The 18,897-nt window shown below is 66.7% G+C and carries 17 protein-coding genes; 10 read left to right on the top strand and 7 right to left on the bottom strand.

The features are described from left to right. Positions 1-217: 217 nt before the first annotated feature. On the bottom strand, positions 218-376 hold the full coding sequence (locus EV652_RS44175; protein ID WP_158441270.1) for a hypothetical protein: 159 nt from the start codon (positions 374-376) through the stop codon (positions 218-220). A 118-nt stretch (positions 377-494) separates the two neighbouring features. Between EV652_RS44175 and EV652_RS29130 the strand changes: the two genes are divergently transcribed. Beyond that, positions 495-2,840, top strand: coding sequence for an arylsulfatase (locus EV652_RS29130; protein ID WP_132212452.1), 2,346 nt, complete (start codon positions 495-497; stop codon positions 2,838-2,840). A 288-nt stretch (positions 2,841-3,128) separates the two neighbouring features. Here the strand turns inward: EV652_RS29130 and EV652_RS29125 are convergent, their stop codons facing one another. Then, the gene (locus tag EV652_RS29125; RefSeq protein WP_132212451.1) at positions 3,129-3,818 is read right to left on the bottom strand and encodes a hypothetical protein; all 690 of its coding nucleotides are present in this window, start codon (positions 3,816-3,818) and stop codon (positions 3,129-3,131) included. Between the two features lie 381 nt (positions 3,819-4,199). On the opposite strand from EV652_RS29125, the gene EV652_RS29120 reads away from it, so the two are divergent. The 5 genes from EV652_RS29120 to EV652_RS29100 are packed head-to-tail and all read left to right on the top strand — an operon-like array spanning position 4,200 to position 9,301. Then, entirely contained in the window at positions 4,200-4,748 is a 549-nt protein-coding gene (locus tag EV652_RS29120; protein ID WP_132212450.1) for a hypothetical protein, read from the top strand. Between the two features lie 37 nt (positions 4,749-4,785). Further along, positions 4,786-5,916, top strand: coding sequence for a DUF4331 family protein (locus EV652_RS29115; RefSeq protein WP_132212449.1), 1,131 nt, complete (start codon positions 4,786-4,788; stop codon positions 5,914-5,916). Positions 5,917-5,936: 20 nt separating this feature from the next. Then, positions 5,937-7,280 (top strand): Dyp-type peroxidase, encoded by a 1,344-nt coding sequence (locus EV652_RS29110; protein ID WP_242002077.1) that lies wholly within the window; start codon positions 5,937-5,939, stop codon positions 7,278-7,280. Next, a complete protein-coding gene (locus tag EV652_RS29105; protein WP_132212447.1) occupies positions 7,277-8,176 on the top strand; it encodes an enoyl-CoA hydratase/isomerase family protein in 900 nt (299 codons plus the stop codon). The genes EV652_RS29110 and EV652_RS29105 overlap by 4 nt, the downstream gene beginning before the upstream one ends. A 45-nt stretch (positions 8,177-8,221) precedes the next feature. Then, positions 8,222-9,301 (top strand): sulfite oxidase, encoded by a 1,080-nt coding sequence (locus tag EV652_RS29100; RefSeq protein ID WP_132212446.1) that lies wholly within the window; start codon positions 8,222-8,224, stop codon positions 9,299-9,301. Positions 9,302-9,416: 115 nt separating this feature from the next. On the opposite strand, the gene EV652_RS29095 is transcribed toward EV652_RS29100, so the two are convergent. Next, positions 9,417-9,866, bottom strand: a complete 450-nt coding sequence (locus EV652_RS29095; protein WP_132212445.1) for a hypothetical protein — start codon at positions 9,864-9,866, stop codon at positions 9,417-9,419. Between the two features lie 260 nt (positions 9,867-10,126). Between EV652_RS29095 and EV652_RS29090 the strand changes: the two genes are divergently transcribed. Beyond that, a complete protein-coding gene (locus EV652_RS29090; RefSeq protein ID WP_369410049.1) occupies positions 10,127-11,677 on the top strand; it encodes an alkaline phosphatase family protein in 1,551 nt (516 codons plus the stop codon). 331 nt (positions 11,678-12,008) lie between these two features. Here the strand turns inward: EV652_RS29090 and EV652_RS29085 are convergent, their stop codons facing one another. From EV652_RS29085 to EV652_RS29070, 4 genes are all read right to left on the bottom strand, one after another. After that, positions 12,009-13,298 (bottom strand): chloride channel protein, encoded by a 1,290-nt coding sequence (locus EV652_RS29085; protein ID WP_158441269.1) that lies wholly within the window; start codon positions 13,296-13,298, stop codon positions 12,009-12,011. 606 nt (positions 13,299-13,904) lie between these two features. Beyond that, a complete protein-coding gene (locus EV652_RS29080) occupies positions 13,905-14,567 on the bottom strand; it encodes a hypothetical protein (protein ID WP_132212442.1) in 663 nt (220 codons plus the stop codon). Between the two features lie 49 nt (positions 14,568-14,616). Further along, positions 14,617-15,432 carry an MIP/aquaporin family protein gene (locus EV652_RS29075; RefSeq protein ID WP_132212441.1) on the bottom strand — a complete coding sequence of 272 codons (816 nt, stop codon included), beginning with the start codon at positions 15,430-15,432 and terminating at the stop codon, positions 14,617-14,619. A 53-nt stretch (positions 15,433-15,485) separates the two neighbouring features. Further along, positions 15,486-16,865: a DUF2252 domain-containing protein gene (locus tag EV652_RS29070; protein WP_242002076.1), complete on the bottom strand. Its 1,380-nt coding sequence runs from the start codon at positions 16,863-16,865 to the stop codon at positions 15,486-15,488. Between the two features lie 606 nt (positions 16,866-17,471). On the opposite strand from EV652_RS29070, the gene EV652_RS29065 reads away from it, so the two are divergent. The 3 genes from EV652_RS29065 to EV652_RS46230 are packed head-to-tail and all read left to right on the top strand — an operon-like array spanning position 17,472 to position 18,743. Further along, complete coding sequence (locus tag EV652_RS29065; protein ID WP_132212439.1) at positions 17,472-18,314, top strand: S1 family peptidase; 843 nt, start codon at positions 17,472-17,474, stop codon at positions 18,312-18,314. A 25-nt stretch (positions 18,315-18,339) separates the two neighbouring features. Next, the gene (locus EV652_RS46235) at positions 18,340-18,696 is read left to right on the top strand and encodes a ricin-type beta-trefoil lectin domain protein (RefSeq protein ID WP_132212438.1); all 357 of its coding nucleotides are present in this window, start codon (positions 18,340-18,342) and stop codon (positions 18,694-18,696) included. Next, the gene (locus EV652_RS46230) at positions 18,660-18,743 is read left to right on the top strand and encodes a hypothetical protein (protein WP_369410050.1); all 84 of its coding nucleotides are present in this window, start codon (positions 18,660-18,662) and stop codon (positions 18,741-18,743) included. The genes EV652_RS46235 and EV652_RS46230 overlap by 37 nt, the downstream gene beginning before the upstream one ends. Positions 18,744-18,897 lie beyond the last annotated feature (154 nt).

Below are 18,897 nucleotides of genomic sequence, written 5' to 3'. Positions count from 1 at the left end.
TGGTTCAGCGTGGGAACACCTGGGGAACGAAGGGCCTCGATCCGAGTCAACTGGAGTCAAGACCGGCCGAACTAGTGTGGGCTGGACACGCCTGTAGGGGTGTATGTCGGCGGGGTGCGCCGGTTTCGCAAACCGTGCGTCGCAGGGTTCGAATCCTGCCGGGGGCACCATGTGATGTCTCAAGACATCCCGGACAGTGAACCCATGATTCGTGAGTTCACTGTGTGACGATGCCGGTGGCGTCGACCTTGAGGTCGTGGCTGAGGAGTAGGACGTGGGTGTCGGCCGGACCCGGTGGTGAGTGTCCGGTCGGTGCTGGGGTCAGCTTGGGAGGCATGTCCCACGGCAAGGGCTGGGCCCTCGTCCGCAGTCTCACCCTCGAAGGATGACGACCGGCTGCGGGCCGGCAACGAGACTGGCGTCAGCAGGACGCGGCGGCCCGGGCCGGGCTGTCGCCGTCGTTGACAGGCGTTGCGCGAGGGGAGAGGGCCGGCGTGAGCAAGCCGTTCCGAGGAAAGATCGACATTGACATCAAGGATTCGGTTCCCGATTGGGAGCCGTACACTCAGCCGATCGCGGCGGATGGCGCCCCGAATGTGTTGTACGTCGTGCTAGACGATGTGGGTTTCTCGGCGATCGAGCCGTTCGGAGGTCTGATCGAGACGCCGAATGTCAGACGGATCGCTCAGCAGGGGCTGACGTACACGAACTTCCACACGACCGCGCTCTGCTCCCCTACCCGTTCTTGCCTGATGACGGGGCGCAACCACACCACCAACGGCATGGGCTGCATCACAGAGGCGACGTCCGGGTTCCCGAACGCTAACGGTCACATCCCCTTCGAGTGCGCGAATATCGCCGAGGTCCTGGGCGAGCAGGGCTGGAACACCTTCATCGTCGGCAAGTGGCACCTGTGCGCCGAGGACGAGATGAACCTCGCCTCGTCGAAGCGGCAATGGCCGCTCGGCCGGGGGTTCGAGCGGTATTACGGATTCCTCGGCGGCGAAACGAACCAGTGGTACCCCGACCTGATCTACGACAACCACCCTGTGCCGCAGCCGGCGATGCCGGAGGACGGCTACCACTTGACGGTCGACCTGACGGACAAGGCGATCGAGTTCATCCAGGATTCAAAGGCGATCGCGCCGGACAAGCCGTTCTTCCTCTACTACTGTCCCGGCGCTGCCCACGCACCGCATCACGCGCCGAAGGAGTGGGCCGACAAGTACCGGGGCCGCTTCGACATGGGATACGAGGCGTACCGCGAAGGCGTGCTCGATCGGCAGAAGGCCATGGGCCTCCTGCCCGAGAGCGCTGAGCTGTCGCCGATCAACCCGTACACGGAGACGACGAGCCACGACGGCAAGCCCTGGTCCGAGGTCGACCGGGTCCGGCCGTGGGACTCGCTGTCCGACGCGGAGCAGCGGCTGTTCGCCCGGATGGCGGAGGTGTACGCCGGTTTCCTCAGCCACGCCGACCACGAGCTGGGTAGGCTGCTCGACTACCTGGAGGGCGCCGGCCAGCTCGACAACACCATCGTCATGCTCGTCTCCGACAACGGCGCCTCGGGCGAGGGCGGCCCGAACGGCTCGGTCAACGAGAACAAGTTCTTCAACGGTGTTCCCGACACGATCGAGGAGAACCTGAAGGCGCTGGACCGGCTCGGCGGGCCGGAGACGTACAACCACTATCCGACGGGTTGGGCCTGGGCCTTCAACACCCCGTTCAAGATGTGGAAGCGCTACGCGAACTACGAGGGCGGCACGGCCGACCCACTGATCGTCTCCTGGCCGCGTGGTTTCACCGCGAGCGGCGAGATGCGCCGTCAGTACACCCACGCTGTCGACATCGTGCCGACCATGTACGAATGCCTCGGAGTCGAGCTTCCCGACGTCGTCAACGGATATACGCAGAAGCCGCTGGAAGGCACCAGCTTCAGGTACACCTTCGACGACGCGGCCGCGGAGACCCAGAAGGAGACGCAGTTCTACTCGATGCTCGGGACGCGGGCAATCTGGCACAAGGGCTGGAAGGCCGCCACTGCGGTGCCGGCCGCGCCCGAGTCGTGGGGCGACTTCCATCTGCAACGGTGGGAGCTGTTCGACACCGAGGCGGATCCCAGCGAATGCGAGGATCTTGCCGACAAACACCCGGAGAAGTTACAGCAGCTCGTCGCACTGTGGTGGGCCGAAGCCGGACGCCTCCAGGCCCTCCCACTCGAGTCTCGCGGCGCTGTGGAGATTCTCACCACCGAGCGCCCCCAGCTGTCGCGGCCGCGGACCCGCTACGTCTACCACGCTGGTGGCGCAGAAATCCCCGAGTCAGTCGCCCCGAACATCCGCAACCGCTCGTACACCATCGCAGCGGAGCTCGAGGTCGCGACGCCCGAGGCCGGCGGGGTGATCTTCTCGCAAGGCTCGAGGTTCGGTGGGCACGCCCTCTACCTCAACGAAGGCAAACTCCGCTACGTCTACAACTGGGTCGGCGAGCTCGTGCAGACCATCGAAGCCGACCAGACGATCCCGACCGGTCACGTGGTTGTCTCTGCCTCGTTCGAGAAGGACGGCAATGCCATGCCCGCCGAGGGCGTGCTCAGTCTCTACATCCGGGACCGCAAGGTCGGCGAGGGACGGATCCGGACTCAACCCGGAAAGTTCGGCCTCGGCGGCGGAGGGCTCGTCGTCGGCCGATCGGGAGCCGAACCAGTCACCGACGACTACCCCGGTGAACGGCCCTGGCCATTCGTCGGCGCCACCGTCAAGCGGGTCGTCATCGACGTCAGCGGCGAGTCTTTCGCGGATCTCGCTCTCGAGGCGCGGGCAGCGTTCGCACGGCAATAGAAGGCGGGACCAAGCTGCACATACTGAACTATCGAGCTCGCGATCGCGTACTCAACCACGCACTCACGCCGGCCGTCACCCGCACGGGTCGCGGAGGAGCAGCTGGTAACTCTGGCAAAGGTGCTCTAGGCCCGGTTCACCGTCAGCTGCTTGGCGGTGAACCGATCTTCCAGACAGCCGCCGATTCAGTGTCCGCTCCATCGACACCGGCCGAAGCCCACAGATGCCCGTGTGGAAGGGGTGGGTCGAGTGAGTAGAGCGGCGCGGCGATGTTGTTGATGATGTTCATCAGCGAGGTAGGGGCTGCTGTGCGATCAGCACGACCGCGGCGAGCAGCAAGACGCCGCCCACCACTGCGAGCACATAACGCACGCGCTTCTGCTTGAACGTCGTGCCGATGCCGACCAGGAAGAGCACAGTGGCCAACAGCAGCGTGATCCGAATGTAGTTGTCTGCCACGAGCCCGGCGTGGTCGCCACCCGCGGTGGCTTCGTCGGCCATCTTGTCGAGTGCCGCGGCCTTCGCCAGGTCAGGCTGCACGTACTCCTTCATGAACGTCGGGCCGGGCGGCGCCGAGGGGTTGGTGTCAGGGTTGGTGGCCAGCCACGCGTCGAAGGCGACTCTGAACTGGGGGCGGAAGCGACGCTCGGCAATCGCCGCCTTCTCCTTGTTGCCGAGCGTGTAGGCGGTGAACCAGGCGCCAAACGTGCTCGAGTCGAAGTTGCGCAGCTCCGTCGCGGTCGCCAGCGCCCGGTTCGCCTGGAGCCTCAGCGACGACGCCTGGGCGAGGTCGAGCCGAGACTCTGTGCTCCATTTGGCGGCCGAGTAGCCGGCCCAGGCCGTCACGATCGTGACGATCGACAGCAGCACGGCCTCGATCACCGGAATCGCCCGGCCGATGGCCTCACGAGCCTCTTCCTCGTGCTGGTCGTGACGAAGCTCCTTGGCCACCTCCGACGGCGACGATCCATCAGACATGAGTCGAGGGTCTCCCGTCGTGCGCGAATGCGCATCCTCCGCGATGGGCGACCCGGATGGTTCACCCAGGCCGAGCTCGATGGCTGTCCACGCGGCCTTGAGTACCGCTGAGATCTCGTCCGCCTCACGTCCTGGCTCAGCCTCATCTCAGTTGCTACGACTGCGCGAGCTGGCCTCACGCTTCAGCAGTTCAGCGTGGCCGGCAGGCTTCACTGGCGGCCGGCCGAGATCACCCGTGGAGGATGAGGCCCGGCGGTCGCCCGGTACGCCAGCATGGGCAATCGCGGGGGTCGGAATCGGCTCGCGGGGCCCTCCAGACGGTGCACTTCGCCAGGCCGACCTCGAGCTGGGAGGAGCGCCGCGAATCTCAGAGGAGGAACGATGTCGACACCTGCGACTGGAACCTCTCGCCCGGGGGTCAGTGTCGGCCCGACAAGCGAGTTCAGCTTGTTCTTCCATGTCAAACCGGGCGAGGGCGAAGGCCTGCGGACCGCGCTAGGCGGTCTACAGCAGACACCCGGGTACCGGCCGGGGGACTACGGCATGGCGATCGCGACGATCCACGAGGCGAGATTCGTGCTCTTCGACGACGACACGAGGCTCGCGTTCATCACGAGTTTCGACGGGCCGTGGGACGCCTACATGGAGGACTTCTTCACGTCCGGACCGACGCTCGGGCTTTTCGATGTCATCTTCCGGCATGTAGAGGGCTACGAGGGGTTGCCGGACCTGGCTGCGGTGCAGGCATTCATCCTCAGCGCGCAGCAGACGGCGGCTGCATATGCACGGAACTACGGCGGCACGGTGAAGGAGATCAGGAAAGCGCAGCGCGTGAATGCGGCTTTCCAGCAGGTGCTGGATCACCCGGACGCAGCGGACGTGTTGCAGCACCCTGCCCTGCGGCCTTTGCTGGACGAGGCCGCCGACTAATCAGCCGAGCACTGCGCTACCGGGACAGAGGACGCCGATGTCGGATCACATCTCAGGACCGCGAGCCTTGGCCGAGCCGATCGCGGACATCACCGACGTTTATGCGTTCCCCAGCCCGGAGCGGCCGGGACGTCTCGTGCTGGTGTTGAACACGCTCCCGTTCGCGAAACCATCGGACCTGCTGTCGGACGGACTCGTCTATCGCTTCCGACTGCGCCCGCTGACCGCGAGCGCGCCGGGCGATCCGGTGCCATTCACCGTCCTCGCGGAGGAGTTCGTTTTCGACTGCGTCTTCTCCCCACCTGCGTGGAGCGATGGGAACCAGGGCACGCAGGAGGGCACGGTTACTATGCCGGCCGGCGACGCGGTCTCGTTCCGGGTGAACAACGTGGAGGGCGGCTCGTCGCAGGGCATTCGCGTGTTCGCGGGCCCACGCTGGGATCCGTTCATCATGGACGCCCCGGCAGCCTTGAAAACGATCGCTACGGGCGAGTTGGCCTTCACCGACCCTGGTTCGATCTTCCTCGACGGCAAGAACGTTCTCAGCCTCGTCGTCGAGGTGGACTCGACACTCCTGGGAGGCGCGGACCTGGTTGGCGTCGTCGGGGAGACGCTCACCCGCGGCAAGTTCAACGTTCGGATCGAACGGGTCGGCCGGCCTGAGGTGAAGAACATGATGCTGGCGCCGAAGCAGTTCGACCCGGTGAACCGCGACCTCGAGATCCGCGACCTCTACAACCTGGAAGACGCGTTCGGTCTCGGACCGGCGTACCAGGGGGCCTACCGGGCGCGGCTGAACGCCAACCTCGCCTTCTGGGACGGACTCGACGGCAAGACCGACTGGGCCATCGATGAGCACGGCGACCACCCCCTGACGAAGCTGATCCTGGCCGACTTCCTCGTCGTCGACCTCACCAAGCCGTACGCCGAGCAGGCCTCCTTCCTCGAGATCGAGCTCGCCGCCCGCCGGGGCAAGACACACGAAACCTGTGGCGGCCGGGCGCTCAACGACGATGTGATCGACACGATCTTCACTCAGCTCGTCAACGCCGGAAACGGGCCCGTCATCCGGGACGGGGTCGACCAGGCGTCGAGGCCGGCCTCGACGACGTTCCCCTACCTCGCGGCGCCGAATCCGAACCCGCCCGAACCGCCTGAGCACCTCTAGCGATGACGTGGGTGAACGCCGTGACGACCAGAGAGAGCACAGGCCTCGAACTCGACGACATCCAGAGCGGCGCGCTGCACGAGCGACCGTCGCCCTACGTCGGAAGCTACCTCCTGCTGCGCATCGACGACCGAGCCGCCGGCCGCGAGCTGGTGCGGCGACTGCACCCGATCGTCGACTCCGGGCGGCCCTCGCCCGATCCCATCCACGACGCCTGGATCACCGTCGCCTTCACTTATCAGGGCTTGAAGGCGCTCGGCGTACCGCAGGACTCGCTCGACAGCTTCGCTCCGGAGTTCCAGCAGGGGATGGCGGCGCGGGCAGCCGAGCTGGGCGATGTGGGGGAAAGCAGCCCCGACCACTGGGAGAAGCCGCTCGGCACCCCCGAGGTCCACGTCGCCCTGGCGGCGCTCTCCCCCGATGCCGCACGGCTGCGAACCGTCCTCGAAAAGGCACGCCAGGCCCACCAGGAACTTCCTGGGGTCGAGCTGATCTGGCAGCAGGACTGCTACCAGCTCCCGACCGGGCGCACCTCCTTCGGCTTCAAGGACGGGATCGGCCAGCCGGCGGTCGAAGGGAGCGGCATCCCGACGTCGAACCCGAAGGAGAAGCCGCTCAAGGCCGGTGAGATCATCCTCGGCTACCCGGACGAGACGGGTGAGCTGCCGCCCATGCCGACGCCGGCGGTCCTCGGTCGAAACGGCACGTACGTCGTCTTTCGAAAGCTGCACACACGGGTGGCGGCCTACCGCCAGTACCTCCGCGCGAAAGCTGCAACCCGCGAGGAGCAGGCGCTCCTCGGCGCGAAGATGGTCGGGCGCTGGCAGAGCGGCGCCCCGCTCGCGCTCTCCCCCGAGCAAGACGATCCCGAACTCGGCGGAGACCCGCACCGCAACAACGACTTCCACTACGCCGACGATCTGCGCGGCCTCAAATGTCCCGCCGGCGCACATGCGCGGCGTGCCAACCCCAGAGACGCGCTCGATCACGAGGGCAGTGTCAACGTGCGCCTGCACCGCATGATCCGGCGCGGCACGAGCTACGGCCCGATGCTGCCCGAGGGCGAGCTCGAAGACGACGGCGTCGACCGGGGCATCATCTTCGTCTTCGCCGGCGCGCACCTCAAGCGCCAGTACGAGTTCGTCAAGACCCAATGGCTCAACGACGGCATCTTCATCGGCGCCCCCGTCGAGAAGGACCCGCTCGTCGGGCCGAACGATGGCTCGGGTGCCTTCACCATTCCCAGGAAGCCGATCCGCCGCCGGTTGCAGGAGCTGCCGTCGTTCGTGGTCACCCGCGGTGGCGAATACTGCTTCGCCCCCGGTCTGCGAGCGATGCGCTGGCTCGCGGAGCTCGACACATGACCAGCCTCGATCGAGAAGAGGAACGCGACGTGGATACGAACTCGACGAGCACCGACCGCTGGAAGACACTCGACTTCGGTCCGCCGCCGTCGGATGTCGCCGAGCCCGAGTCCCCTGTGCTCGTCGACTACCTCTCCGGCGATCGTGTCGCGGTCATCACCCTCAATCGGCCACACGCCGACAACGCGATCACCACCGAGATGGGCGCTCGCCTCACTGAGGTCGTCGAGACGATCGCGGTCCGCCCCGCCGTCCGCGTCGTCATCCTCACCGGAGCCGGGGAGAAAGCCTTCTCCGTCGGCAGCGACTTGCGCCAGCGCAAATCCATGACGAAGGAGGACTGGCTGCGCCAGCGCCAGGACTTCGATCGCACGCTCTACACGGTGCGCCAGCTGCGCAAGCCGATCTTCGCCGCCGTCAACGGCATCGCCTACGGCGGCGGCTCGGAGCTTGCCCAGAGCACCGACTTCATCATCGCCGCCGACACCGCCACCTTCGGCCAGCCCGAGGCGATGCTCGGCCTCGCGGCCGGCGGCGGTTCGCCGGTGTTCCTGCCCAGGTTGCTCCCGCCGGGGAAGGCCCTGCAGATGCTGATGACGGGCGACCCGATCACGGCCCGAGATGCGTACCGGCTGGGCATGGTCAACGAGATCTACCCGCAGGCCGAGCTCATCAACGCGGCACACCGAATCGCGGAGAAGATCGCGAGCAACTCGCCGACAGCAGTGCAGGCAGTCAAGCGCGCCGTGCAGCTGGGCCAAGGTCAGCCGACCGAGCAGGCGATCGCCATCATGATGGAAGCCCACTGGCGCTCGGCCGTCCATCCCGACCGCGTCGAGGGTATCGGCGCCTTCAACGAAGGCCGAGAGCCGACCTTCCAGGATCCCGACTACTGATGTGCGGCATCGCGCGTCATCGCGCGTCGACCAGGAGGCTGAGACATGACCGTGGCAGAGGATCTCGTACGAGCGCGCGCCGCACTTCGGATGATCCACCCCGCTCCCTTCAATGCAGAGGCACCGCCTGAGGCCCTCGCCGGGCTGATCACGCCCACCGAACTCCACTATGTCCGCAGCAACTTCGCGGTGCCGACACACGACGGCACGCTCGAGGTCGGCGGCGCGGTCGAGAACCCGATCACCCTCACGCTCGACGACCTGCGCGCCATGCCATCGGCCGAGCGGACGGTCACGCTCGAATGCGCAGGGAACGGGCGAATCGACATGCGACCGTTGCCGACCGGCGAACCATGGGGAGCTTACGCGGTCTCGACCGCCCGCTGGACCGGCGCGCTCCTCCACGACGTGCTGCAGCAGGCGCACCCGGCAGCAGACGGCGTCGACGTTCGGTTCGAAGGCGCCGACCACGGCGCCTACCACCTGCGGCCGATCCTCGCGGAGACCAGCAAGGACGACCTGACCTTCGCGCGTGCTCTGCCCCTGTCCCACGCAGCCGATCCGGCAGCCGAAATCCTGGTCGCTTACGAGATGAATGGCGAGCCGCTGGGTCGGGACCACGGAGCGCCGTTCCGGCTCATCGTGCCCCACTGGTACGCCGTCGCGTCCGTGAAATGGCTGAAGCGGATCGACGTACTGACCGAGCCGTACACCGGCGAGTTCCAGACCGGGCACTACATCTACGAGTGGCCCGACCGACCACACGAGGCCGTCGGCCTCATGCGCGTGCGAGCGCGAATCACCGATCCCGCTCCGGCATCGACCATCGACGTCGGAACGTACACGGTGCGCGGCAAGGCATGGTCGGGCACCGGACCAGTGACGCGAGTCGACATCAGCCTCACCGGCGAAGGCGACTGGCTGCCAGCACGACTCGAGCCACCCCAAGGCCCCTACCAATGGCAGGACTGGTCGTTCGACTGGGAGGCGACCGACGTGGGCAGGCACACCCTCCGCGCCAGAGCGACCGACGCGTCCGGAAACACCCAACCGGACGTCCCGCCGTGGAACCGGCTCGGCTACGGAAACAACGCCATCGAGGTCCCCTACATCGACGTCCGCTGACCCGCCACAACAGGCGCAAGCTCTCCGCGCCTGAGAATTTCGGCGGCAGCCGAACCAAACATGCGCCAGCGGTGCAACAGAGGCCTGAAGGACCAACTCTGGGCTGGCCAGGCTCCTACTTCGTGAACGGAGGCGTCATGACGCAGCAGGGACTGAGTCCGGGGATCTCGGCAAAGGTGCGGGAGCACCGCGGTAGTAGTCCCATGTTGTCGATCATCGCCTGGCGATACTCGAAGAATTCCAGCAGACCAGCGAAGTCGTTCTCCTCGCGAGCCTGGGCCAGCAGCGAGCGGAAGATCTCGTCGAACAGCTCGAAGACCTCGGTGATGTGAGTCTCGGTTGCGGGGATGAACGAGAACATCGGGCTACTGCGGACCTGGTTCAGCCCGACTGGGATTGCCGCGTTCACGCCTGGCGTGTGCAGGTAGATGGTCGCGCCGTGACCTTTCTCGAATCCTCCGTGTGAGTAGGGACTGCGCCATCGCTCGACCACCTCAGTGAGCCGTTGCCGGTAACGGCCGGCGTCACCTTCCTTGCCGAGCACGCGATCAAACTTTTCGCCCACCTGGACCGATCACTGCTGTCAGGTCGTCTTTGGTCGGATCGAAGTCGGTGAACGCCATGTGACGGCTGATGCCTAACAGTCGTGTACCAGCTGATGGTTGTCATCGGCATGACCGCGCGGAACGCGGCTGGATCCGGACGTTGGTTTCGGTGGCCTCATCCGTTGCGGGGGATGTGTCCTCGGTGGCGGGTTATGGACGCTGCAGTTGAAACGCTGCAGACCTCCATTCGCCAGTCATCGAGCGGAAAGGACGCACGATTGTGGCCAGCCCCGACCGGTCCAATGCCCTTGACCATGTAGTGGTGGTCATGTTCGAGAACCGCTCGTTCGACAACCTGCTCGGCCGGCTGTACGAGCCGGGGGAGGTGGCGTCGTTCGAGGGAGTGCTCGGCAAGGACTTGAGCAACCCGATCCCCGAGTGGGCCGAGCACGGGGCGGACAACAAGACGGTGGCGTACGGGATCTCGCAGACCATGAACAGCCCGTGGCCCGATCCCGGTGAGGAAATGCCCCACATCAACACCCAACTGTTCGGGAACCTCGACGAGGCCAACCGCGGGGTGCTCCAGCCGGAGCAGACGTTCAACACACCGGACTACCCAACCCAACAGCCCACCATGGACGGGTTCCTCACCGACTACATCAGCACCTTCATGGCTGAGTTCCAACGCCAGCCGACCTATGACGAGTATGCGCAATACATGACCGGGTACACGCCCGACCAGATGCCGGTCCTGTCCGGGCTCGCGCGCGGGTTCGCGACGTTCGACCACTGGTTTTGTGATGTGCCCTCGTGCACCTTCCCCAACCGGTCGTTCTTCCACGCAGCCACCTCGTCCGGCTACGTGGTGAACATGACTCCACCGGACTCATTCATCGCCCACAACGACGCCGAGACACTGTTCGACCGCCTCGAGGCCCACGGCCTGACCTGGAAGATCTACTGCGACCCACCCTCGCACTACTCGCTGACGGGACTGATCCACGCCCCGCGTCTGCGCGACAGGTTCGCGACCCACTTCTTCTCCACCGCCCAGTTCTTCGAAGACGCGGAGAAGGGCGAGCTGCCCACCTACGCGTTCATCGAGCCGCAGATCATCGGCCACGCCCACAACGACATGCACCCCGCCTACGGCATGCTCACCCCGGGCCTGACCTGGGACCCGCCGTCCTCGCTGATCGGTGGTGAGGACCTGCTCGCCCGGCTCTACAACGCGATCCGGTCCTCGTCGTCCCCGACCGGGTCCAACCACCTCAACACCACCCTGCTGGTCACCTTCGACGAACACGGGGGCACCTACGACCATGTCGTCCCCCCGTCGGCGACACCCCCGGACCCCGCTGCGCCCGCCGGCCAGTTCGGGTTCACCTTCAACCGCTCCGGTGTGCGGATCCCGACTCTGGCGATCTCGGCATGGATCCCCGAACGCACCGTGGTCACTCAGGAGCATCGGGCCACCTCGCTGATCTCGACCATGCGTGAGCGGTGGAACCTCGGCGAACCGTTCACCGGGCGCGACGCAAGCGCCCGCAGTTTCAGCCCGATCTTCACCCTCGACCAGCCCCGCGAGCAGGCCGATTGGCCCGAGATCCTCGCCCGTCCGGTGGAACCGATGTCCGAGCCGCTGATGCCCTTGGCCGCCCCCCTGAACGGGTTGGGCAAAGCCCTCTTCGGCGGCCTCATGGCACTGGGCAAGAGGATGGGAGCAACCGTGCCGGACGCGCCACCCGACGCCGTGATCACCGGCGAAGAAGCCATCGCCATGGGCCAGGACATGTTCGGAGACCTTTTCCCAGCGATGCGCCCCTGAGCCAGCGAGCGGCCGCTCGCACCCACATCGGCTGCGTCGACGAGCGCCACACCCTCGGTCTCCTAGGGTGTCAACCATCAGCCGGCACGGAGTCGTCGGGCATCAGGTGGCACACGACAGGATCGACAGGACCGGCGGGAGTTGTCCTCCGTCAGGTGATGCGCGACACGCATCCACCAGGTGGCGTCGGTCGTCCCTGCCCCAAATGCGCGGCGCCGCGCGGCAAGCTGGAGTTGGTCAGCCAGCTCGATCGTCGGTCGAGTTCGCATCCTCGACGAGAGCCTGTCGCACGTTGAATCGCACTCTGTGGATGGCCTCGACGAACAGGTCACTACCTTGTCTCCCGACTCGTCGGTGGGCTGCTCCTCCGGCGAGTGGCAACGAGGTACTTCACCGACTCCATCGCGAGGAACGCTGTGATGACGGCGATCAGGATCGGTGTGGTCTGCAGTGCCCCCACCTGGGTCATGAACGTGGCAAGCAGCACCAGCGCAAACGGTGCAGAGACCATGGCTCCGGGAACCGCGGCAAGCATGCATGTGAACGCCAGTCCCAAAGGGATGCCGGGGATCACTTGGTGCACGAGCACTCCAGCCGTTCCCCCGATGAAAAGCGCTGGGAAGATCGGCCCGCCGACGAATCCACTCGCCTCACTGACGGCGAAGGTGAGGATCTTGCCGACCACAAGGGCGGTCAGCAAGCCCGCGCCGAGGGTCCCACCGGTCCCCACCACGGTCTTGAGCTGATCACTGCCCGTGAACATCGTCAGCGGCAGGATCACGCCGACGACGCCGAACACCAGGCCACCGATCAAGGGCCGAACGACGGCCGGCACCTTGAGCCGGCCGAACATCCCTACCGCCAGCTTCATCACGGTGGCCAGAAGCGTCACCACCACCGCCGCGAACAGACCCAGGCCGATACCAGCCAGCAACTGCCAGTCCTCGAACTTGTACGACGGCACCTGATAGGCGTCAAGGAAGAAGGCGCCCGCGACGACGAAGTAGATCGCGAAGGAGACGCTGGAGGAAACGATCGTGGCGGCCAGCGTTTTGGCCATGCGTTGTCCGCCCGGGCGGGCGACCTCCAAGATCAGCATGACCACGATGACAGTACTGGAGAACAACCCACCGTAGGCGCCGGCGAACCCGGCGAGCGTGTTCACCTCGCCGTCCTCATCGTTGAGCCGTCGTCGCCGGGAGATCCACCCGCCGGCCCCACCGCCCATGGCCCCGAGCGCCTGCTCCGGGCCCAGGCTCGCGCCTCCGATCAACGACACGGCCGACACAGCCACGATCCCCGGCACCAATCGGCCGTCGACATGCGCGTGCTCGAGGTCGTCGATCAGGCTCGGGATCCTGGCTGGAAGGTGGGTCCACCGGCGCAGCAGTCCGACCACGACTCCCGCGGCCGCCGTGACGCCCACCCACCACCACTGGCCGCCGAACCATCCCGGATCCGGAGCCTTGTACCAGTTGTTCCCGAGTCCGATCAGGCCCATGAACAGAAGGGCGGCGGCTGCGCCAAAGACGCCGAGCCCGAGCGCACTCACCATCAGCACCCAGAACTGTGGCGTCTGAGAGAACGGCGGCGCCGGCGCCGATCCTGACGTGGCGCTCATGAGGTGCGGGCCTTCTGCCTGGTCCGCATATGGGCCTCCCTCGCTAGAGCCGTCCCCAGGACCTTTGTCTGACTCAGTGTCCACTGACCCGCCCTCGGCGCGACATGCCCGATACCTTGGCGATCGGGACGAGCCTGTCGGCACGCTGGGTCTGGCTGTATGCATGCTCGACCGTGTCGGCCAGCGGAGCGCTGGGGGTCTCCAGGGCCGAGCCCCATCTCGCCACTCCCAGGTGGCTCGGAACCTACGCCCGGCCATCCACACCCACATCACCCAGACGGCATGACTCGGATCGTGGCGAAGGCACCCTCGAACCCGCCTCCGCGCACGGATAAAACAGCCCCGACCTGCACAAACGCGAGCGGGAGCCAGTCGGGGACGCCTCGGTGGCCGGGACGGCGACTGGATTGACTCCGCGGGCGCGGGCCAAGATTCTGGCTTCACCGCGACCGCCGAGACGCGCCGTCAGTACACACACGCCGTCGACATCGTGCCGACTCTGTCAACCACGCACTCACGACGGCTGTCACCCGTACGGGTGGCGGACGAACCAGAGTCACGGACGACCGAACTGGTGCAGACACTTGATGCCTGCAGGGGCCCACGTCAGCGTGGTGCGTCGCGTCTTTTGGGGCCGGGACGGTGGGACAGCCACTGCATGTAGGACTTGGAGTCATCGAGATCGGGTTCCGCACCACCGGGCAGGGGGCGGTTGAACACGAGCCGGGCGGTGGCCTCGAGTGCGCTTCGGCGCAGATCGGCAGGACCGCTCGCCTCGAACCCCAGGGTCCACCAGTCCTGGCCGATCGTGCTGACCTCGGTAAGTTCCACGTCGCACTGCGGCTCATGGTCCAGCTCCGAGGCGCGCACCACGATCTGTCCTCCGGCCAGTGAGAAACGGCTGATGCGTCGCCTTTTGCGTACCGGCCGCCAGCCTGGCGGGCAGCCGCTGGACTGGTTGGACGGGCTGACCGGGAAGGACCACTTCTGCCAGGACTCCAGGCGTCCGTGGGCCCGGCCCGCCAACTCCAGGATTCCCGGGCTCCCGTGGTACATCTTGACCTCCAGTGCCCCGCCCCCGCGGATCTTCACCGAAAGCCCAGGCAACCGCGGATCCAGCAGGTAGGCGTCCTCGCGCGCCTCCGTCTCGATCGGGAACCGCCCGAACCATCCGGTCACCGCGGTCTCCAGCCGGCCCGGGAAGATCCAGCGCACCTCCAGGCTGCGGTCTCCCTCGCCGACCTGGCCCTCAGGCGGTTCAGCCGTCATCGACATACGCTCCTGACGCTGGCCGGATGCCAGATGCCTGTGGGGCTGTCTACTCAGTGGTGCTGGTCATCGGCAGGGCATCGCCCTCAGCGGCCTCACGCTCCTCCTTGTCGGGCAGTCCGCGCACGGCTCCGATGATCGCCACGGCGATGGCAGCCCCGAGCAGTGGGCCCGCGACATAGAGCCACCAGCCCGTGTAGTCGTTGCCGATGATGTCGGGCCCGAGGGTGCGGGCGGGGTTCATGGACGCGCCGCTGATCGGGCTGGCGAACAAGCCGAGCAACGCAACCGTCGAGCCGACCGCGATCGCCGCGTTGTGGCCGATGCTGCGGGCGCCGGTCGCGGTGTTGAGGATGATGCTGACCAGGATCGCGGTCAGGACGGTTTCCATCACGAACGACTTCCACTCCCCGCCGGACGTGTTGATCGGGTAGTTCCCGCCCGTGCTGACGTCGCCGTACATCAACTCCAGGAACAGCGCGGCACAGATGGCGCCGGCGAACTGGACCACCCAGTACGGCACCACCCATTTGGTGGGAAACACTCCCCGCGCGGCGAAGGCGAAAGTCACCGCGGGGTTGATGTGCAGGCCCGACAGGGGGCCCCAGGCGTAGATCATGGCCATGACCACCGCCCCGGGCGCGATCACCGCCGCGGTCCTGCTGATCGGGTCGTTGCCCACGTAATGGTTGATCACACCCGATCCGGCCGCCACCGTCACCAGGACGAACGTCCCCAGGAACTCGATGATCAGCCGGATCCACAACGGCCGTTGCCGCAGGGTGTCTTCCTCGAACCGGATGAGGTACCGGCGCCTGAGTGCCGCCCTCTGCTCAGCATCGGGATCGATGGCTGGCTCTGCCATGGCGCTTCCCTTTCCGTCTCGGCCGTCCGGGCTGGACCGCCCGGGTTCGGTTTTCAGATCTCGGTGGTCGCTTCGGCTCTGCCGTCTTCGACGGCGCTCTGGAGCGCCGCGTAGTCGCGCTCGTTCTGGTCGGCGTAGGTTTCGGCGAAGTCGGCGATCGCCTGGTCGAAGGCGTTCGAGCCGCCGAGGTAGGCGGCCAGGGCAACACGATCGCCGGAGCGTGCGTGAGCGCGGGCCAGGGTCCATCCACAGATGCGGGCGTAGACCGCCATGCCCGAGGGGGCCACCTGCTCGATCGGGAAGGAGAACTTCCAGTCCTTGAGCTGGCGGACGTAATAGTCGCGGTCCACTCCGTCCGGGCCGGGCGTGTGCGTCCAGCCGAGGAAGATATCGCTCTCGGCCTGCATCAGATGCTGTCCAGCGACCACGCGCTCGCCCTGGTTGCTGTACTGGCTGCGCCCGCAGTAGTCCGCCAGGACCGACGGCTGCGCCTCCTTGGCCTGCAGGAACACCGGTTCGACTCCGTCTCCACTGTCCATCAGCACGATCCAGGCGCGGGTACCGACGCTGCCCACGCCGACGACCTTGCGGGCCGCCTGGACCAGCGTGAACTGCTCGAGCATGTGCCGCCGGTCGGACTGCAGGGTGCGCCGGTACTTGCCCAGCACCGCGCGGATCTGCTCATACACTGCGCTGGCTTGCATGTCGGCGAGGACTTCCTCGACGGGGACGACCATCGGAGGGTCACTGATGATCCGCCGACGGCCGTCGACCACCGTGGTCAGCTTGCGCAGTGCCTGGGTGCTGTCGCGGGTGTGGGCCTTGGCCAGCATCTTCTCCGTGGCCTTGAACCCTTTGGCCTTCATCTGGGACCGGAACTGCCCGATGGCCTCTTCGATGTCCAGGTGCGCGTACCACACCTCCAGGAACGTCTGCTCCGCGAACCCGCGCATCGCCGTCCGGTACGCATGCACCGCCTCGAGGACGATCTTGCGGCGGTGCTTGCGGCGGTATCCGTTCTCCCGTCCCGCCACGGCCAGGCTCGCCGCCAGCCGCTTGACGTCCCATTCGAACGGGCCGGGCAGCGTCTCGTCGAAGTCGTTGACGTCGAAGACCAGCTCCCGCTCCGGTGAGGCGTACGCGCCGAAATTGGACAGATGCGCATCTCCGCACAACTGCACCTGCAGCCCCGACGTGGGCGTCGTGGCCAGGTCAGCCGCCATCGGCAGCGCAGCCCCCCGGTAGAACGTGAACGCCGAAACCAGCATCCGGCCGTGCCGGATCGGCACCAGCTCCGCCACCCGCGAGTTCGACTGCTCCAGCAACAGCCCCACCGGATCCCGCGCCCCGCCGGGCTGGAACTCCGCGTGCGACTCGCGCGGAGTGACCCTCCGGGCATCCTTTCCCAGGGCGACCCGGTCCGCATGGCTCAACTGCCCGAGTGTCCCGGCCCGCTTCGAATCTCTACGGAACGTCCGCGCGGCAGGTCTCGCCGATCTGCCACCCCCGGTCTTCACAGTCACAGCTCCCCCTACCCCACTCCATCGAGAAGTGCCGAACCAGATCCAGCGGGACGTGGAATTCTTGGACCACCAAGAGCGTCAGGCACGCAGCGTGCCCGGAGGCCGGGGACCGTGCGAGCAGCCTCGCCCCCTGGACCACGCTCCTACCCTGATGCCGAGAGGGGAAGCGTGGCATCACCCCTGCCGGGTGACGAGAGGCCGAACTCGGAGTGCGAACAGCCGCGCGGCTCCTATCGTGAACCGGCTCGCATCACGTTCTCCTCGGAGATCGTGCCTACCGCCCGGCCAAGCGTGCTGCAGCGGACCTAGCCCGTGCCGGCCGGGCGCGCGTCAGGCGAAGGGGTCAGGCAAACCGACTGCAGCGAATCGCCTTCGACTAGCCAGCAGTTGCCCGTACGGCGAGGCGGGCCAATACTCCAGAGTGTCAGCCGGTGGTGTCGCGGCTACGTGCTGCAGCCGGCCGACGGTTCGAGGGACCCCGCCCAGCAGGTCCCGGCTCTCCCTCTGGAGGCCCAAGTGAGGATCGAACGCACGTCAGCCCGCCGCCGGATCGCCCAACTGGCAGCCGTCGTCAGTGCGGTCGCGGCTTGCCTGTACGCCGTACCGCCCGCAGCCGCCGTACCGTCGCCGGCCGCACAACTGTCCGCTGCCACTGCCACGGTCGACCAGTCAGGGGTGAAGGGCATCGCCTGGTACGCCGATGCCGCCTCTGGCAAGGTGGTTGTCACAGCCGACAGCTCCGTCTCGGCCAAAGACCTCGCGGCTCTGAAGCACGACGGTGTCCAGGTCAACCGGACGACCGGCGTGTTCCGGCCGCTGCTATCGGCCGGTGACGCCATCTACGGAGGTCAGTACCGCTGCTCGCTCGGCTTCAACGTCGTGAAGGGCAGTACCTACTACTTCCTCACCGCCGGACACTGCGGCAAGGTCGCGAAGACCTGGTACACCAACTCCGGTCACACCACCCTGATCGGCCCGACGGTCGGCTACAGCTTCCCTGGCAACGACTACGCGCTCGTGCAGTACAGCAACTCGTCGCTCAGCCACCCGGGCGGCTTCACCGCGGCCAACGCGTTCGTCGGTGAGAACGTGACCCGCAAAGGCTCGACGACAGGCACCCACAGCGGCAGGGTTACCGCGCTCAACGTCACCGTCCGGTACTCCGGCGGCGGCCGCGTCAGCGGCATGATCCAGACCAATGTCTGCGCCGAGCCGGGTGACTCCGGTGGTCCGCTGTACGACGGCTCGAAGGCCGTCGGCATCACCTCAGGCGGCAGCGGCAACTGCCAGACCGGCGGTACGACGTTCTACCAGCCGGTCACCGAGGCCGCGAGCACCTACGGCGTCACCGTCAACTGACCACCAGCACAGGCCTGGCCGCGACATGGCGGCCAGGCCGGCCCCGGCGCCGATCCGGCTCACCGTCAGCGGACCGGGCGGCCGGTGCCTGGACATCGACCACAGCTCGATCGTCCCCGGCACCAAGATCCAGCTGTGGGACTGCAACGGCACCCAGGCGCAGCGGTGGACGCGTCCGGCAGACGGCACGTTGCGGGCACTCGGGATGTGTGCGGACGTCCCGGGAGGCCATCTCAAAGTGGCGCTCCGCTGCGGACCGACCTCTGCAGCAGCACCGATCCCGCCCAGAAGTGGACCATCGGTACCGACAGCAGGATCAAGTCCACCACCAAACCGAAGCTCTGCCTGTCGGCCCCCGGCAAGGTCAACGCCGAACAGGTGACCCTGGCGAACTGCAGCAACTCGCCCACCCAGGTGTTCCGGTACTAGTCGTCAGCGCGTCCCGAATGCTTTTCCCAGATCCGTGTGAGCGTCGCCGCCTTCCAAAGCTGCGACGATAGGCTTTCAGGGCGGCCGCGTCAGCCATCGCTCGGGGGCTGGTCTGACGGGCGAAACGCGGGTCGGAGGGATCGGCTGCGTCGCG

The organism is Kribbella steppae (assembly GCF_004342025.1).
Taxonomy (GTDB): Bacteria; Actinomycetota; Actinomycetes; order Propionibacteriales; family Kribbellaceae; genus Kribbella; species Kribbella steppae.
Note: the sequence above shows the minus strand (reverse complement) of the source record. Positions and strands in the feature narration are given on the sequence as shown.

Coding starts and splice junctions, on each gene's coding strand:
- EV652_RS29105 (WP_132212447.1), top strand. CDS start 7,277: ATGACCAGCCTCGATCGAGAAGAGGAACGCGACGTGGATACGAACTCG.
- EV652_RS29100 (WP_132212446.1), top strand. CDS start 8,222: ATGACCGTGGCAGAGGATCTCGTACGAGCGCGCGCCGCACTTCGGATG.
- EV652_RS29115 (WP_132212449.1), top strand. CDS start 4,786: ATGTCGGATCACATCTCAGGACCGCGAGCCTTGGCCGAGCCGATCGCG.
- EV652_RS29120 (WP_132212450.1), top strand. CDS start 4,200: ATGTCGACACCTGCGACTGGAACCTCTCGCCCGGGGGTCAGTGTCGGC.
- EV652_RS29080 (WP_132212442.1), bottom strand. CDS start 14,567: ATGACGGCTGAACCGCCTGAGGGCCAGGTCGGCGAGGGAGACCGCAGC.
- EV652_RS46235 (WP_132212438.1), top strand. CDS start 18,340: ATGGCGGCCAGGCCGGCCCCGGCGCCGATCCGGCTCACCGTCAGCGGA.
- EV652_RS29075 (WP_132212441.1), bottom strand. CDS start 15,432: ATGGCAGAGCCAGCCATCGATCCCGATGCTGAGCAGAGGGCGGCACTC.
- EV652_RS29125 (WP_132212451.1), bottom strand. CDS start 3,818: ATGTCTGATGGATCGTCGCCGTCGGAGGTGGCCAAGGAGCTTCGTCAC.
- EV652_RS29085 (WP_158441269.1), bottom strand. CDS start 13,298: ATGAGCGCCACGTCAGGATCGGCGCCGGCGCCGCCGTTCTCTCAGACG.